We start from the raw sequence: 15,308 nt of genomic DNA, 5'->3' as shown, positions 1-15,308 counted from the left end.
CAATCAGTAGTGAGTACCTTTATGGCTAATGAGTTTGAGCAGTTTGAAAAACGGAAACAGGATCATATTAAACTGGCATTGATGCCTGAGAATCAAACCAATAATCTAAGCAGCTTTGATAATTTACATTTTGAACACGAGGCTTTACCCGATTTGGATTTTGATGAAATTTCAATCGAAAGCAACCGCTTTGGGGTCAAGGTCAAATCTCCTTTTTTAATCAGTTCGATGACAGCGGGTCACCTCCATGCTGCCTCAATTAATCGAAACCTGATTGAAGCCTGTGCGCAAAGCGGGTGGGCTATGGGTGTCGGATCTCAACGGCGCGAATTAACCGATCCACAAGCGGCTTTTGAGTGGCGCTCTTTACGCCAGGATTATCCTCATGTCAGCCTATTTAGCAATATTGGCATTGCCCAATTAATCATTTCTTCAGTTACTAACATCCAACGTATTACAGAGTCACTTCAGGCCGATGCGTTAATAGTCCACTGTAATCCCCTGCAAGAGTGTATACAGCCGGAAGGAGATACTACCTATAAAGGCTGTTGGGCCGCATTGGAAAATATTGTTAAAAAACTTGGCTTACCGATCATTGTTAAGGAAACTGGCTGTGGTTTCTCAGCTTCCACAATTAAAAGACTGAAAGATATTGGTATTGCTGCCCTTGATGTAAGTGGATTGGGTGGAACCCATTGGGGACGTATTGAAGGACATCGGGCTATTCATGATCCTGTACGTTATCAGGCCGGTATTACATTTAAGGATTGGGGTGTGGATACGGTGGAGTCGGTGAAAACCGCTGTTGAATTACAACCTGTTTTTGAAGTTTGGGGATCCGGTGGTGTTCTGAATGGTTTAAATGCCGCAAAACTTTTCGCATTGGGTGCCAGCACCGTGGGTTATGCCAAGCCAATGCTTGAAGTGGCTTTGGAGTCGGTTGAGCAAGTCATGTTGCGCATGTCCACCATTGAATACGAATTAAAAGTAGCCATGTTTTGTACTGGGAGTCGTGTACTCAGTGACTTAAAGGGGAAACTATGTGCCTAGATGATGATACAGCAGAATTATTTCATGGGTTCTCCAAATTAAATTCACAGGAGCGATTCGAGCGATTGATGGCCTTTGGAGTTCTCAGCCAGGAGGATATCAGCTACCTTTCCAGGGGAGGGGTACAGCATCTTGATTTATCGGAAAAACTAATTGAAAACTCTATTGGTTATTTTCAGCTCCCTTTAGGTGTGGCTACCAATTTTCGCATTGATCAAAAGGACTATACTATCCCTCTGGCAGTGGAGGAGACATCCATTATCGCGGCTCTATCAAAAACAGCTCGCTGGATAAGACGGCAGGGGCAGATTGAAACCAGAATTAATGGAGAGGGGATTATTGGGCAGATTCAATTGGCTAATGTGAGTAACTTTGAGCGATTAGCTGAGCTCTTTTCTGAAAATCAGCAGCGATTGATCGATCTTGCCAACTCAGAAGTTGCTGCAAATATGGTCAGGCGGGGCGGAGGTGTGACCGATTTAACTTTGCGACGAGTTCCTTTGGATGAGCAGCGCGATATGGCAGTTATTCATCTTACTCTAAATAGCTGTGATGCGATGGGTGCTAATTTAATCAATCAGGTATTGGAGTTTTTAAAAGAACCCATAGAGCAGCTGACAAATGAAAAAGTAACCATGTGCATCTTGTCAAATTTAAATGATCAGAAGCTGACCACTGCAAAAGTGTCAATCGAGGGTGTTGACTCGCATCTGGGAAATCGCATACAAGAGGCCTCATTTTTTGCAGAGAAGGATCAATATCGAGCAGCCACCCATAATAAAGGGGTGATGAATGGGATTGATCCAGTGCTGATTGCCACTGGCAATGACTGGCGAGCTGTGGAGTCTGCGGTTCATGCCTATGCCTCAAGAAATGGACGTTATCAGGCTATTACCATTTGGCGATATAAGGATGGGGTACTAACAGGAGAGATTACTGCACCGATCATTGTGGGGATAGTTGGCGGCGTGACCACCCTGCATCCCACTGCCAGGTTATGTCTTGGTATGATGAAGGTACAATCTGCCAATGAGTTATCTCGAGTGATTGCCGCAGTTGGCCTGGTACAAAACCTGGGTGCGCTCACCGCATTATGTACAGATGGGATTGTTAAAGGGCATATGCGTCTGCATATCAATAATCTACTGATGGCCGCAGGAGCCAGCAACGAGGAAATGGACGCCCTGAAAGAGCGATTACAGGCTTATCTGGCATTAAATAAGCGGGTCAATTTAAGCGATGCTCAACAGTTGTTGGAAGAGTTAAGGATACAAAAACAAAACCTTTCCTCATTATAAGGATATCAGGGAGATTTTAATGACAAACAGTAACTCCGAGGCACTGACTTATTTGCAAAATCCCTTTTGGGATTTTTCAATTTCGACTTACGGCAATTCCCGCGTTCAGGAAATTACGCACTCCCTGCAGGATAATGAGGGTGCCAACGTCAACTTATTATTATACTGCTGTTGGTTAGCCTTTCATGTAGAAAGATTATCTCAGGAAGAATTCAACAAAGCCTGTCAGACGGTTTTCTCGTGGCAACAGGATGTCACTACAAATTTACGTCAGGCGCGTCGTGCTATCCCTGAATTGGGGAAAGAAAATAAAGACTGGGTGGATCGTTATTTGAAGCAGGTATTAAACGTTGAAATACTCTCTGAGTCCTATCAACAGCAGCTTCTATATAGCGCGGTGAAGGATAAAGATACCCAGGCTAATAACAACGATATCAACCTGGCTGCTAATTATCTGGTGTGGTTGTTTGAATTAATGGGGCGACCAGTAACAGAACAACATAGAAAGTTGTTTAATGAGTTAGCCCATGAATTATTTTCATCATTAAATAATGAGGATCATAAGATCCAGTTCTAGTTTCATACGGCTTTGTGACCTGGTTCACAGAGCCTGTGGTGCAACTAAAGATCCTCTCTCCCCTCAGGGGAGAGAGTTAGAGAGAGGGGTTTAAATCAACCCTCACCCTAGCCCTCTCCCAACTTGGGAGAGGGGATTTTCATTAAGACGACTCTTTCAAAGCCCGTCTCAGTATTTTTCCGACATTAGTTTTCGGCAGCTCGTCAACGAATTCCACAATCTTAGGGATCTTGTAACCTGTAAGATGTTCTCTGCAGTGCTCAATGACCTGTTCTGCTGTCAGGGCAGGATCGCGCTTGACGATAATGGCTTTCACCCGCTCACCGCTTTCTTCATGCTGAACGCCGATAACACCTACTTCATGTACGCCTGGCATCATCCCGATAACCTGCTCTACTTCATTGGGATAGACATTGAAACCGGAAACTACAATCATATCCTTTTTACGGTCAATAAGATAAACGAAACCATTTTCATCGATTTGCGCCATGTCTCCGGTACGTAAAAACCCGTCTTCAGTCATAACCAGAGCAGTTTCATCCGGACGCTGCCAATATCCAGCCATAACCTGAGGGCCTCTGACGCAGAGCTCGCCTGTTTGATTGAATCCAAGCTCCACACCGTCGTCATTGCGTATCGATACTTCAGTCGAGGAAATGGGTAAACCAATGCTGCCATTGTAATCTTCCATATACATTGGATTAATGGTTACCGCGGGACATGTTTCGGTTAATCCGTAGGCTTCGAGAATACGGCTTTTGGTCAGTTCGACCCATTTCAAAGCAACGGCTTTTTGTAAAGACATTCCGCCGGAGAGCGCCAGTTTTGACTTGCTGAAATCAATTTCATGAAAAGCGGGGTTGTGCATCATCGCATTAAACAGAGTGTTAACACCTGTAATCGCTGTAAACTGTATGTTTTTGATTTCCTTGATAAAGTGGGGAATATCGCGCGGATTAGTAATCAGAACATTTTTCGCACCAGCCTTTAAAAAGGTCAGGCAATTGGCTGTCAGTGAAAAAATGTGGTAGAGCGGCAGGGCTGTAACAATAATGTCCTGCTCACCCACATCCATTGGGCTAATCCAGGTATAGGCCTGCAGCACATTGGCAACCATATTTCCATGAGTCAGCATGGCGCCTTTGGCCACCCCTGTTGTTCCACCAGTGTATTGCAGAAATGCAATATCATCGTGATTAAGATCAACAGGCTGCACTGGTTTGCCGCTGCCTTGACTCAGGGCTTCGTTAAAACTGATGGCCTGAGGGAGGTGGTAGGCTGGAACCATTTTTTTAATGTATTTAACAACGGCATTCACAATAATCCGTTTAATAAATGGGAGCAAATCACCAATTTGCGTGACGACAATATGTTTAAGCATTGTATGCGGCAAGGCTTTTTCCACCGTTTTCGCAAAATTAGCCAAAACAACAATGACTTCAGCTCCAGAATCATTCATCTGATGAATCAGTTCATCGGCTGTATAAAGCGGATTGGTGTTAACTACCATATAACCGCCGCGTAAGGCGCCAAATAATGCAACCGGATACTGAAGCACGTTAGGCATCATAATAGCGACGCGTGCGCCTTTTTTTAAACCCAGTTGTTGTAGATAAACCGTAAACTCGTTGCATTTCCTGTTTAATTCTTCATAGGTTATACCATGCCCCAGATTTTCATAGGCAATTTTATCAGCATGCTTGTTGCAGGCTTCGTCGAATAACTGTGCCAAAGAACGATATTCATTAATATCAATTTCAGCGGGCACACCTTTCTGATAATTTTTAAGCCACACTTTCTCCACAATAGTGTCCTTCTGTTATCTGTCCTCTCGTGTTAGTATAAACAAAAAATGCGACGGTGGATATCAGAACAATGGTAGATAATTTATTGAAATCTCAGGCTTTTAAACTAAAAGGACGGTTATACACTTTTACGGTGATACAATTATTATCCACGGACAAAACTCTTTTTGTTCACCAATTAAATGAGATGATAGCCAAAGCGCCCAGACTGTTCGACAATACGCCTGTTGTATTGGATTTTAGCCAGCTGAATAACCAGTCAATAGATCTGGAAGTTTTTTACCAGGAATTGAGAGAACATAATCTTTTTCCGGTAGGAGTCCAGGGCGCTGATCCCCTGGTGTCCACAGTGGCCCAATGTAAAGGTATGGCTGTTTTGCATGCCTCTATGAATCATGATAAACCGCTCCTCGATGAGCAGCCTGAAGAAGTACCTCACCATGAGAATTCTAAAAGCAAATTATTAACGACTCCTGTTCGCTCTGGCCAGCAAGTAGTTAGCAAGGGCGGTGATTTGATTATTACCGCATCGGTCAGTCATGGCGCTGAGTTGCTTGCTGATGGAAATATCCACGTGTATGGCACACTCAGGGGACGAGCTCTTGCAGGTATTTCAGGCGATAAAACGGCCCGTATTTTCTGCCAGGCTCTTGAGGCCGATCTGGTGTCTATCGCGGGCTTTTATCGTCTGAGTGATGCGATTGAGCCTAGTACAACACCTTGTCAGATTTATCTTCAGGATGAGCACATTCACATTGAACCCATATGCTAGAAGCTGTTTTTATTTCGGATTTACATCTGCATCCTGGTGATAATGAGATTGCCAGACGTTTTGAAGCATTTCTTAACTGGATAAAGAATAATCCCTGTCGTCAGTTATATATTCTTGGTGATTTTTTTCATGCCTGGGCTGGTGATGATGGCATCAGTCCCTGGAGCGAGAGGATTGCCGAGTCGCTAAGAGAGTTAAGCGGTTTTGGCATTCATACCTATTTCATGCATGGCAACAGGGATTTTTTGATTGGTCATCAATTTATTGAAAAAGCCTCTCTCCAGTTACTTGCTGATCCATGTATCATCCAGCTGAACGGACAAGCCATCTTATTATCCCACGGCGATCGCTATTGCACGCTGGATAAGGCTCATCAACGTTTTCGACGTTTAACTCGAAACAAATTCTTCCGTTTTCTTTTTCTAAGTCTGCCTTTAAGTACCAGAAATCGAATGGTTGAACGCGTTCGCCAGCAAAGCCAGTTGAATCGTTCTTTAAGCTACGAATCAATGGATGTGGTTGCCGAAGTCTGTATTCAGGAAATGAAGTCCAAGCAAGCACCCATTCTGATACATGGTCATACTCATAAACCAGGTATCAGCGAATACCCAATGCCTGACCAGTCAATACTGCGAAGATTTGTACTAAGCGACTGGGACAATACCCCAAAGATTTTAAGTTTCGATAATGTGAAGGGTTTGAGTTTTGTTAGTTTGGAATGAGAACGTAAATGCCTAATGTAAAGAAATCGAAAAAAAGTTTAAATGATATAATTCGCCATTATGTTACAGGGTATTCTAGTGCAAAAATCAATCATATAATGTCATGATAGATGTGTTATTATTTATTAATAGAGTAATATTTGGACAGCCGAACCTTGCTTAGAGGATAGATTATGAGTACGAACAAAGAAGAGATAGAAAAACGCCTGCGCGAAGAAATTATTGCTAAAGAGAATGCCAACATTCAGGCTACCCGTGAAGCAAAACAGCGTATTGCCGCGGAAACAGACTGGGCCAATGCTCAACCTTACTGGAAGGAGGTCGATGACAAGGCGTCTCATTTAATGGACCGGAGTATGGAAGGGTTCACTGAATGGTCGACTGGTGCATCAGAATTGGTGAATGCGTTTATGAAACTAAATATTGCACTGAGAGTCACTTTTGCCAATAGTCATCCGGTTGAAAACGCCATTATATGGCTTGGGGGGAAAGCAATCGACATAGGTAAAACAGTTGCCGAGAAAGCCGGAATCTATACACCTCAACCCGAAGAAGCCGTTGATTATGCTGTTAATTTTGATGCAGATGGCAAATTAACTACTCATCTGCGCTATAAAGACGAAGAGTTTACCAAAGATCAAAAAGAGCTAGTGGATACAGGATTAATGGTCTGGTTAAAGAAAAATGGATTTAAAAGAGAACCTGATAACACCATTAAAAACGTAGCGACAGGCAAACCCATGACGCAAGATGACTATATAAAGATGAATGCGGATAGTAAGAATGGATTAAGAGCACACTTTGAAAACTATTTCCAAATGGCTTTCAATAATGTTAATGAGAATACAGACGAGAATACAAACAGTCCGTCTATGTGACAGGCATAGAAATCCTTTCTTCCCTCCGAATCAACCCTCACCCTGGCCCTCTCCCAACTTGGGAGAGGGGAATCTTCCTTGAGATCCTCCCCCACTCAGGGGAGAGTGTTTAGAGACACTGCCATTAAATTAAGGAATTTTGTCCTTCCCGCGAAGGCGGGAATCCATTCCCCAATCGGCATTATAGCTAGCTCAGAGATGGATCCCCGCCTTCGCGGGGAGGACAGTATATATACAACTAAGCTTAACTTAATGGCAGGGAGAGAGTTAGAGAGAGGGGTTTAAAATCAACCATCTCAACTTGGGAGAGGGTATTTCTTACACAGCAAATTCAAACCGGAATGCCGCTATGAAAGCGAAATAGCTCATCCTTATCTCTTATAATCTGATTCTCTATCTCAAGAAAAAATTGCAACCGCTCTTCAACATTCTGCCCATATAAATGAGCCAGTTTCAGATAGTCCTGAAAATGACGCGCTTCAGATTTAACCAGTGAGGAATAAAAGCGGCTTAAAACCGAGTCATCCAATAAGGGAACCAGCGCATAAAACCGCTCACAGGAACGTGCCTCGATGATTGCTCCTACTATCAACTGGTCTCTCAGGCGATCAAAGCCACCACCCTTTGTCACATGAGCATGTATTTTCTGAGCATAATTACATGACTGTAAAGGTCCAAAGGCAAAGTTTCGTTCCCGCATTAAATCAAGCACTTTTTCAAAATGCAATAATTCCTCACGAGCCAGTGGAGACATGGTTTTAACCAGCTCAGCCAGTTCAGGATATTTGCTGATAAAATTGATCGCAGTAGCTGCAGCTTTACGTTCGCAATGGGCATGATCCAATAGCAGTAAAGGAATATTTTTTAACGCTGCGGTCAGCCACTCTTCAGGGGTAGGTATTTGTAAAAAATCAATTAAAATTTGCAAATCATTGGAAATAGGGCTTAGCATGAGGGTATTCTATAATTCAAAATATGCCTTATAACATAGATGTATTATGTCCTCAATTAGCGATCCTCCCGAGTTTTCTAATTGAGATTCACTTGTTGCAATTTTAATTGGACGCATCATGAGCGAAGAAAAAACAGAAAATGATTTATCCAAATGGTTTTCAAGCTATGGAATAATTACTGCCAAGCGGATATTGGAAAATTATAAGATAAAGCTGGCTGATGAAGATTTACTTTATGCACTGAAAACACCAAACAATTTCTATCATACACTGATGCGTATGCCTTTAAAAAATGTTTTCAATGGCATCATCATGCAACAGGCGAGAGACTATCAGCTTTATGCGCAGAAATTGTTCATTGATTATCTTCTCTCCGGTGAGACAGGAAAAGTTGAGGAAGCTCCAGGCGGTGCCACCAGAGAAGATCTGGAGGCGGAACGTCAAACCCTTTTAAAGATTAACGATACATTTCATATCGATGAACTGGCTCAAGAACAGTTAATATCAGAAAGCCAGAAAAAACTTAGATACTACGCTGAAGAATGGCAAAAGAAAGTACAAGCAATGGCGAAAGAAATTAATCAGGAATTAGCTACCCAAGGCATTCATGAATCTGATAACTCAATTGCACAATTCCTCACCAGCCTCCTGGTCCATTACGATTTTACCAAAGGAGACAACTCTATTAGCAAGGATGTTTGGGCCAGAGCCGAAACAAGTCTCGGCATCACTCTCGATGCAGAGCGCCACCGGCAAATTTTAAGTCGAATCAGCGAATTAAAGCCGGTAGTAATTGCTGCGGAACAGGATTTGGAGGAATACTTCGATCGAGTCATTGGGATGGGAGTTAAAATGAGAGACTACCGAAGTGTTTTTCATGATCTCATTATACGCATTAATGAATTGATCAAACTACTTCCCGACTACAAACCGGACGTAGCACAGGTTCAGGAAAATCAGGAATCTTTATTATTTGATGCCAGTTTAGGTGAGGATGAGAAATAAGAAGAATTCCGAAAGAATTTCGTGTATAATAGCGCGCTTTAATGAGAACTGAATGGAGTGACGATGTCAACTGAATTAACCCTTTCCATTATCAAGCCCGATGCGGTTGCCAAATCGGTTATCGGTCAAATCTACTCACGATTTGAAGAAGCAGGCCTTAAAGTAGTTGCTGCAAAAATGGCACATTTGACCAGAGAGCAAGCTGAAGGGTTTTATGCTGTTCATAAAGCACGCCCATTTTTCAACGATTTGGTGAGCTTTATGATTTCCGGTCCTGTTATGATTCAGGTTTTAAAAGGCGACAACGCAGTCATGAAAAATCGTGATCTGATGGGTGCAACAAACCCTAAAGAAGCTGCACCAGGCACTATTCGTGCTGACTTTGCTGACAGCATTGACGCTAATGCAGTACATGGTTCTGACAGTGCTGAGAACGCTGCTACTGAAATTGCTTTTTTCTTTGAACCTCATGAAATTTGCGACAAATAATTCTGTTTCAATCCGCACGAGCTCTTGATTAAGAGCTCGTGAACACGGCCAGTTAATTTCTGATAAACTATATAAATGCTGCGAAGCGTGTATTATCCCCTGAGGTTGTCATGACTAGTAAGATCAACTTGTTGAATTTTAATTATCAGCAAATGCAAAACTTTTTTTTAGAACTTGGCGAGAAAAAGTTTCGCGCGCAACAAGTCATGCAATGGATTCATCAGGCGGGTTATCATGATTTTTCTCAAATGACGAATCTTGGAAAGGCATTGCGCGAACGTCTTTCTCAAATTGCTGAAATCAGACTTCCAGAAATAGTAGCCTGTCAGCAATCAAAAGATGGTACCTGCAAATGGCTTTTAAAGCTGGACTGCGGTAATTGCATTGAAACCGTTTTCATACCTGAAGCCAATCGAGGAACTCTCTGTGTTTCATCACAGGTTGGATGTGCCTTGAATTGCAGTTTCTGTTCTACAGCAAAACAGGGATTTAACAGGAATTTAAGCACTGCTGAAATTATTGCTCAGGTATGGTTAGCTGTAAGAACCCTGTCTAAAGAAGATGGGCATCATGATAAACACATAACCAATGTCGTTATGATGGGAATGGGCGAGCCCTTGCTAAACTTTGATAATGTAGTTGCGGCAATGGACATCATGATGGATGACCTGGCTTATGGACTCTCCAAGAAACGAGTAACTTTAAGCACATCCGGCGTATTACCTGATCTAGAAAGACTACGCGAAGTCAGTCCGGTAGCCCTTGCTGTCTCATTACATGCACCTAATGACGAATTGAGAAATGTGCTTGTTCCAATCAATAAAAAATATCCCCTTGAACAGTTGATGAAGCTTTGCAAGTCTTATTTTAAAGATGAACCTAAGCGCAAAGTGACATTTGAATACGTCATGTTAAAAGGGGTGAATGATCTGCCTGAACACGCGAGACAGCTAGTTAAACTACTCAAGGATATTCCATCAAAGGTGAATCTGATTCCTTTTAACCCCTTCCCCTTAACCCAGTATGAACGGTCTTCCAAAGAGTCAATTGATGCGTTTCGAGACATATTAGTGTCCAAGGGAATTAATACCATTACAAGAAAAACACGAGGCGATGATATTGATGCCGCCTGTGGACAACTCGCCGGAGAGGTGAAAGATCGCACCACGCGTTCGCAACGATGGCAAAAACTGCATTTTCAATCCAAAGAGAAAGCAGTCAGTCAAAACGAAAATCAAAGCTAAGTCTTTTTAAATTGCTTTATTCGCGGTTATAATGGGCGCTCTTTATCATAGTGGTGAAAAAAATTGTGTTAATCTGTTCACGGCTTTTATTACTGACTCTTTTTTCGTTGCTCATATCTTGTCAACACAGCTCAGAAATTCAGGCTGAAAAAAAACTTGAAACACAAAAACGTAATGATGCATCCTCCTATAATGTGCAATTGGGAATGGCTTATCTGAAGCAGGGTGATATTCCCCGGGCTAAACGAAAATTGTTAATGGCTCTGGATTTAACTCCAAACTCACCAGACGTCAACGCCGCTATGGGGTATTATCTCGAGAAGACCGGTGATAAGGCTCAGGCGAAAACCTATTATCTGAAAGCGCTTGCAGCAGCACCGCAAAATGGTTCCCAGCTAAATAACTATGGCGCATTCCTGTGCCGTCAAGGGCAATATCAGCAAGCTGAGCAATATTTTCTTAATGCCGTGAAAGATGTTCAATATGTTCATACTGCCGGAGCCTATGAAAATGCAGGGCTTTGTGCAGAACAAATCCCTGATTTTCCAAAAGCAGAACAGTATTTTATAAAGGCACTGGAGCATGATTCTCAGCGCAAACAGTCGCTTTATGAATTAGTTAATCTGGAAATTAAACACAATAAAACCGAAAAAGCACTTACCTATTTAGAGCAATATAAGGATTTAGTTAACAGCGATACGGTCCTTTTAACAAAAGCAATGGACGCTGCTCATGAAGCAGGACGCTTCGACATGGAAGAAAGCTATAAACAACGTCTTAGCAAGTTGGAACAACCAGCGGACTATACCGGAGCAAAAAATGAATACGACAACATTAACGGATGAAGTTAATCAAATCAATCAGGAACTTCCTGGTTCACAATTAGCTCGTATACGTGAAAAAAAGGGCTTTAGTCAGGAATATGTGGCCGGAAAACTTCATCTCAGAGTACGTGTGATCGAGTTACTCGAGGCGGATAATTATGAACAGATGCCTGAACCGGTATTTATCAAAGGTTATCTGCGCGCTTACGCAAAATTATTGGGGATTTCACCGGAACCTTTTCTGTCAACCTATAACAGTTTATTTAACTCAGAACGCAAGCTGGAAAAAGCCTTGTGGCAAAGCAGACGCGAATCAAACCGTAAAGAGAAAGTGGTCCGCTGGATAACCATGATTGTTGCCTTGGCAGCAGTGATCTCAGTAAGTCTCTGGTGGCAGAAAAATAAAACAAATCAAACGGTTATTTCTGCCGAAAAAGTATCCGAAGAAAAACCTGTGGCTGCCAATACTGAAGCCGATACCAAGTTAACCGAACTGTCACAAATGCAATCCATGTTTAGCAATGATTCAGACAGCAGCGCTTCGGAGGTCCAAGGTGGTTGAGAAAATCCAGGCCATCAGAGGCATGAATGATGTCTTGCCCCAGCAAAGCGCTGCCTGGCAAAGACTTGAGGAACGATTCAAATATTGCATGTCCCGTTATGGTTACCATGAAATCCGTTTCCCAATCGTAGAGTCCACTCAATTATTTAGACGATCTATCGGCGAGATTACTGATATCGTTGAAAAAGAGATGTATACATTTAACGACTTGAACGGAGAGAGTATCAGTTTACGGCCGGAGGGCACGGCAGGATGCCTTAGAGCATGCCTTGAGCATGGATTATTGCACAATCAGCAGCAAAAGCTCTGGTATGCAGGCCCAATGTTTCGCCATGAAAAACCTCAGAAGGGACGTTACAGACAGTTTCATCAGTTCGGCGTTGAAGCACTGGGTATGCCTGGACCTGCAATTGAACTGGAGCTCATCGCTCTTTGTTTTCGTCTGTGGCGTGAACTGGGAATACAGGATCATGTTAAGTTACAGATTAATAGCCTGGGTGAAATCAGCGAAAGACAGCGTTACAAGGAAATTCTCACAAATTATTTAAGTCAGCATTTTGAACGACTTGATGAGGACAGCAAGCGCCGATTATATAAAAATCCATTGCGGATTCTGGACAGCAAAAATCCAGATATGCAGGAACTGCTATCTAATGCTCCAAAATTAGGCGATTCCCTTGGAGAAAAAAGCAGTCAACATTTCTCAACGCTTTGTTCTGGTCTTGAGCGTCTGGAAATTCCATACACCATTAATCCTCAGCTTGTCAGGGGCCTCGATTATTATGGTCACACTGTTTTCGAATGGGTTACCGACAAGCTTGGCAGTCAGGCTACTGTTTGTGCCGGTGGACGTTATGACGCTTTAGTTGAACAATTAGGAGGAAATCCTGCACCTGCAGTGGGTTTTGCTATTGGTGTTGAACGAATGCTGTTATTATTGGAAACTCTTGATATAAGCATGCAAGCGCCAGCTTACCCCAGTTTTTTTATTGTAGCGACAGGTGAACAAGAATTGTTACAGGCTCTGGTTGTTGCAGAACAATTAAGAGCAACTAACCCGGAGTGGCAAGTGTTGACCAATACAGCAGGCGGCGGCTTTAAGAGCCAGTTTAAAAAAGCGGATAAGAGCGGTGCTGATTATGCCATCATTATTGGTGAGAATGAGTTACTTAATAATGAGGTCAGTATTAAAAACCTGCGTAATCAGGAAGAGCAGATTACAGTTTCACAAACTGCCCTGGGCCAATTTTTAACAGATCATCTTGGATGATGACAGGAGAAGATAATGTCAGTGTACATGACAGAAGAAGAACAGTTAGAAGCAATTAAGAAATGGTGGAATCGGTACAGCACTCGGATTACCATAGTGCTTTCTATTATTCTGCTGGCCGTATCCGCTTACAAGTATTGGAACTGGCATGTTGAAAAGGTCAACATACAGGCATCCAACGCCTATGAGCACATGATGGTTGCTTATTCCAATAAGGATAATAAATCAATCAAATCCTATGCGAATGATTTGATAACCAATTATAGCGAAACGGTCTATGCAGATGCCGCACGCATGATTCTGGCTAAACTGCTGACTTCTCATAACCACTTCGGCAAAGCCCGTACCATGCTTGAGGACGTTGCCTCCCATTCTAAAATGAAAGCCTTGAAACAGGTTGCCCGGATTCGCATTGCGCGCCTTCTGGCTGCTGAAAAAAATTATGACAAGGCGCTGGAAGAGCTGACATCGGTAGATGATGCCGCTTATATGCCTGTAATCAATGAACTGAAGGGAGATATTTTTGCCGCAACAGGTCACTACCAGCAGGCAATCACTTCTTATAAAGAGGCGATTACAGAAGTGAGGACACATGGCATTGGTAACTTGTTTTTGGAAATGAAAACAAATGAGTTAGCCGCGTTATCTCAATCAAGCGTATCAAAAAGCAATTTACAGGCTGCATAGTAATAAGAGGTCACATGTTTAAAAAAAGTTTATTATTAGTTGTAATTTCGGCTCTGAGTGCCTGCTCTACGGTAGATGATTACCTTTTAGGTAAAGATAATACCCCTGTTCCAAACGAACTTGAGCCAATTAAGCCCAAAGTGGCATTAACTGAAAAATGGTCTGTTCCTGTCAGCCGTGCCAAGCATTCAGGGAATTATCTTAAATTACAACCGGTTATCGTTGGAAATACGATATATACAGCGGATGCCAGTGGCTCAGTTGAAGCAATCGACAAAAAAAATGGAAAAATCCTTTGGTCACGTAAACTGGACAATGTGTTAGTTAGCGGTCCCAGTGTTGGCGCTGGCTACATTGCTGTAGGTACTGAAAATTCCAAGGTGATTGTTCTAAAACAGGCTGACGGCAGTGATGGTTGGCAGGCCAGTGTATCGGGTGAAGTATTGTCAAAGCCTGTGATTGCTCAAGGTAAAGTGCTGGCAAAAACCATTGATGGTAACCTGTACGCTTTTAACCTGGCTTCCGGCGAACAATTATGGGTATCTGATCATGGCGCACCAGGCCTGGTATTAAAAGCAAGCTCATCTCCGGTTGTAGTGAACAATCAAACCGCATTAGTAGGCTACTCCGATGGCAAAATGGATGCGGTAGATATTCAAACCGGGCATGTCATCTGGCAACGCAGCATCGCATTTGCCAGCGGTGCCAGTGATGTTGAGCGTCTGGTAGATATCGACGCGGATCCCATCGTTGAAGGGCAAACAGTTATTTTAGGCAGCTATCAAGGTTATGTCGGTGCATTTTCCCTCTCCGATGGCCAGTTTATATGGAGAAAACCAGCCTCCATCTATAAGAATATGACAGTACAAGGCAACACGCTCTATCTGACTGATAGTGAGGATGTTGTTTGGGCTATTAATAAGCAAAACGGGCAGGTGAACTGGAAACAGGTCGCATTGAAAGCACGTGGCTTAACGGAGCCGGTGATTTCGGGCGACCGCTTACTGATTGGTGATAAAACTGGAATGCTGCATGTTCTTTCAGCTCAGTCAGGGGAATTTATTTCGAGAGCTCAGGTAGGAAGTGCAATTACCTCAACACCAAGTGTTTCAGGTAAAGATGTGTATGTAATGACCAATAACGGCAAATTAAGCCGATTTTCAGTAGGGTAA

The 15,308-nt window shown here is 42.8% G+C and carries 16 protein-coding genes; 14 read left to right on the top strand and 2 right to left on the bottom strand.

The genetic code is table 11. The features are described from left to right. Window positions 1-21 precede the first annotated feature (21 nt). Genes fni through B1207_RS02200 form a run of 3 tightly spaced genes read left to right on the top strand, consistent with a single transcriptional unit; the run spans window position 22 to window position 2,925 of the window. The gene (fni, locus tag B1207_RS02210) at window positions 22-1,050 is read left to right on the top strand and encodes a type 2 isopentenyl-diphosphate Delta-isomerase (protein WP_112218374.1); all 1,029 of its coding nucleotides are present in this window, start codon (window positions 22-24) and stop codon (window positions 1,048-1,050) included. Beyond that, window positions 1,041-2,348: a hydroxymethylglutaryl-CoA reductase, degradative gene (locus B1207_RS02205; protein WP_112218373.1), complete on the top strand. Its 1,308-nt coding sequence runs from the start codon at window positions 1,041-1,043 to the stop codon at window positions 2,346-2,348. Before fni ends, B1207_RS02205 begins: the two co-directional genes overlap by 10 nt. Window positions 2,349-2,367: 19 nt before the next feature. Then, the gene (locus B1207_RS02200) at window positions 2,368-2,925 is read left to right on the top strand and encodes a TIGR02444 family protein (protein WP_112218372.1); all 558 of its coding nucleotides are present in this window, start codon (window positions 2,368-2,370) and stop codon (window positions 2,923-2,925) included. 142 nt (window positions 2,926-3,067) lie between these two features. Here B1207_RS02200 and B1207_RS02195 read toward each other — a convergent pair whose 3' ends face one another. Continuing rightward, complete coding sequence (locus tag B1207_RS02195) at window positions 3,068-4,729, bottom strand: AMP-binding protein (RefSeq protein WP_112218371.1); 1,662 nt, start codon at window positions 4,727-4,729, stop codon at window positions 3,068-3,070. A gap of 71 nt (window positions 4,730-4,800) precedes the next feature. Here B1207_RS02195 and minC point away from each other — a divergent pair, with 71 nt between their 5' ends. The 3 genes from minC to B1207_RS02180 all read left to right on the top strand — a co-directional run bounded on the left by minC (window position 4,801) and on the right by B1207_RS02180 (window position 7,102). Continuing rightward, complete coding sequence (gene minC / locus B1207_RS02190; RefSeq protein WP_112218370.1) at window positions 4,801-5,502, top strand: septum site-determining protein MinC; 702 nt, start codon at window positions 4,801-4,803, stop codon at window positions 5,500-5,502. After that, window positions 5,496-6,224, top strand: a complete 729-nt coding sequence (locus tag B1207_RS02185) for a UDP-2,3-diacylglucosamine diphosphatase (RefSeq protein WP_112218369.1) — start codon at window positions 5,496-5,498, stop codon at window positions 6,222-6,224. Before minC ends, B1207_RS02185 begins: the two co-directional genes overlap by 7 nt. Window positions 6,225-6,397: 173 nt before the next feature. Further along, window positions 6,398-7,102: a hypothetical protein gene (locus B1207_RS02180; RefSeq protein WP_112218368.1), complete on the top strand. Its 705-nt coding sequence runs from the start codon at window positions 6,398-6,400 to the stop codon at window positions 7,100-7,102. A 331-nt stretch (window positions 7,103-7,433) separates the two neighbouring features. On the opposite strand, the gene B1207_RS02175 is transcribed toward B1207_RS02180, so the two are convergent. Next, entirely contained in the window at window positions 7,434-8,054 is a 621-nt protein-coding gene (locus B1207_RS02175) for a tRNA-(ms[2]io[6]A)-hydroxylase (RefSeq protein WP_112218367.1), read from the bottom strand. A gap of 118 nt (window positions 8,055-8,172) precedes the next feature. Between B1207_RS02175 and B1207_RS02170 the strand changes: the two genes are divergently transcribed. From B1207_RS02170 to bamB, 8 genes are all read left to right on the top strand, one after another. Then, the gene (locus tag B1207_RS02170; protein WP_112218366.1) at window positions 8,173-9,060 is read left to right on the top strand and encodes a hypothetical protein; all 888 of its coding nucleotides are present in this window, start codon (window positions 8,173-8,175) and stop codon (window positions 9,058-9,060) included. A gap of 63 nt (window positions 9,061-9,123) precedes the next feature. Continuing rightward, window positions 9,124-9,549: a nucleoside-diphosphate kinase gene (ndk, locus tag B1207_RS02165; RefSeq protein WP_112218365.1), complete on the top strand. Its 426-nt coding sequence runs from the start codon at window positions 9,124-9,126 to the stop codon at window positions 9,547-9,549. A 110-nt stretch (window positions 9,550-9,659) separates the two neighbouring features. Continuing rightward, complete coding sequence (gene rlmN / locus B1207_RS02160) at window positions 9,660-10,793, top strand: 23S rRNA (adenine(2503)-C(2))-methyltransferase RlmN (protein ID WP_112218364.1); 1,134 nt, start codon at window positions 9,660-9,662, stop codon at window positions 10,791-10,793. 53 nt (window positions 10,794-10,846) lie between these two features. Then, entirely contained in the window at window positions 10,847-11,638 is a 792-nt protein-coding gene (gene pilW, locus B1207_RS02155; protein ID WP_253255766.1) for a type IV pilus biogenesis/stability protein PilW, read from the top strand. Next, window positions 11,613-12,179 carry a helix-turn-helix domain-containing protein gene (locus B1207_RS02150; protein WP_112218363.1) on the top strand — a complete coding sequence of 189 codons (567 nt, stop codon included), beginning with the start codon at window positions 11,613-11,615 and terminating at the stop codon, window positions 12,177-12,179. The genes pilW and B1207_RS02150 overlap by 26 nt, the downstream gene beginning before the upstream one ends. Next, window positions 12,172-13,449, top strand: coding sequence for a histidine--tRNA ligase (hisS, locus tag B1207_RS02145; protein WP_112218362.1), 1,278 nt, complete (start codon window positions 12,172-12,174; stop codon window positions 13,447-13,449). The genes B1207_RS02150 and hisS overlap by 8 nt, the downstream gene beginning before the upstream one ends. 15 nt (window positions 13,450-13,464) lie before the next feature. Next, entirely contained in the window at window positions 13,465-14,136 is a 672-nt protein-coding gene (locus tag B1207_RS02140; protein ID WP_112218361.1) for a YfgM family protein, read from the top strand. Between the two features lie 14 nt (window positions 14,137-14,150). Then, window positions 14,151-15,308 (top strand): outer membrane protein assembly factor BamB, encoded by a 1,158-nt coding sequence (gene bamB, locus B1207_RS02135; RefSeq protein WP_112218360.1) that lies wholly within the window; start codon window positions 14,151-14,153, stop codon window positions 15,306-15,308.

Source organism: Legionella quinlivanii, from assembly GCF_003265995.1.
Classification (GTDB): domain Bacteria; phylum Pseudomonadota; class Gammaproteobacteria; order Legionellales; family Legionellaceae; genus Legionella_C; species Legionella_C quinlivanii_A.
Note: the sequence above shows the minus strand (reverse complement) of the source record. Positions and strands in the feature narration are given on the sequence as shown.

Excerpts from the sequence above, each read along its gene's own strand:
- fni (WP_112218374.1), top strand. The coding sequence starts at position 22 with ATGGCTAATGAGTTTGAGCAGTTTGAAAAACGGAAACAGGATCATATT.
- B1207_RS02205 (WP_112218373.1), top strand. The coding sequence starts at position 1,041 with ATGTGCCTAGATGATGATACAGCAGAATTATTTCATGGGTTCTCCAAA.
- B1207_RS02200 (WP_112218372.1), top strand. The coding sequence starts at position 2,368 with ATGACAAACAGTAACTCCGAGGCACTGACTTATTTGCAAAATCCCTTT.
- minC (WP_112218370.1), top strand. The coding sequence starts at position 4,801 with ATGGTAGATAATTTATTGAAATCTCAGGCTTTTAAACTAAAAGGACGG.
- B1207_RS02185 (WP_112218369.1), top strand. The coding sequence starts at position 5,496 with ATGCTAGAAGCTGTTTTTATTTCGGATTTACATCTGCATCCTGGTGAT.
- B1207_RS02180 (WP_112218368.1), top strand. The coding sequence starts at position 6,398 with ATGAGTACGAACAAAGAAGAGATAGAAAAACGCCTGCGCGAAGAAATT.
- B1207_RS02175 (WP_112218367.1), bottom strand. The coding sequence starts at position 8,054 with ATGCTAAGCCCTATTTCCAATGATTTGCAAATTTTAATTGATTTTTTA.
- B1207_RS02170 (WP_112218366.1), top strand. The coding sequence starts at position 8,173 with ATGAGCGAAGAAAAAACAGAAAATGATTTATCCAAATGGTTTTCAAGC.
- ndk (WP_112218365.1), top strand. The coding sequence starts at position 9,124 with ATGTCAACTGAATTAACCCTTTCCATTATCAAGCCCGATGCGGTTGCC.
- rlmN (WP_112218364.1), top strand. The coding sequence starts at position 9,660 with ATGACTAGTAAGATCAACTTGTTGAATTTTAATTATCAGCAAATGCAA.
- B1207_RS02150 (WP_112218363.1), top strand. The coding sequence starts at position 11,613 with ATGAATACGACAACATTAACGGATGAAGTTAATCAAATCAATCAGGAA.
- B1207_RS02140 (WP_112218361.1), top strand. The coding sequence starts at position 13,465 with ATGTCAGTGTACATGACAGAAGAAGAACAGTTAGAAGCAATTAAGAAA.
- bamB (WP_112218360.1), top strand. The coding sequence starts at position 14,151 with ATGTTTAAAAAAAGTTTATTATTAGTTGTAATTTCGGCTCTGAGTGCC.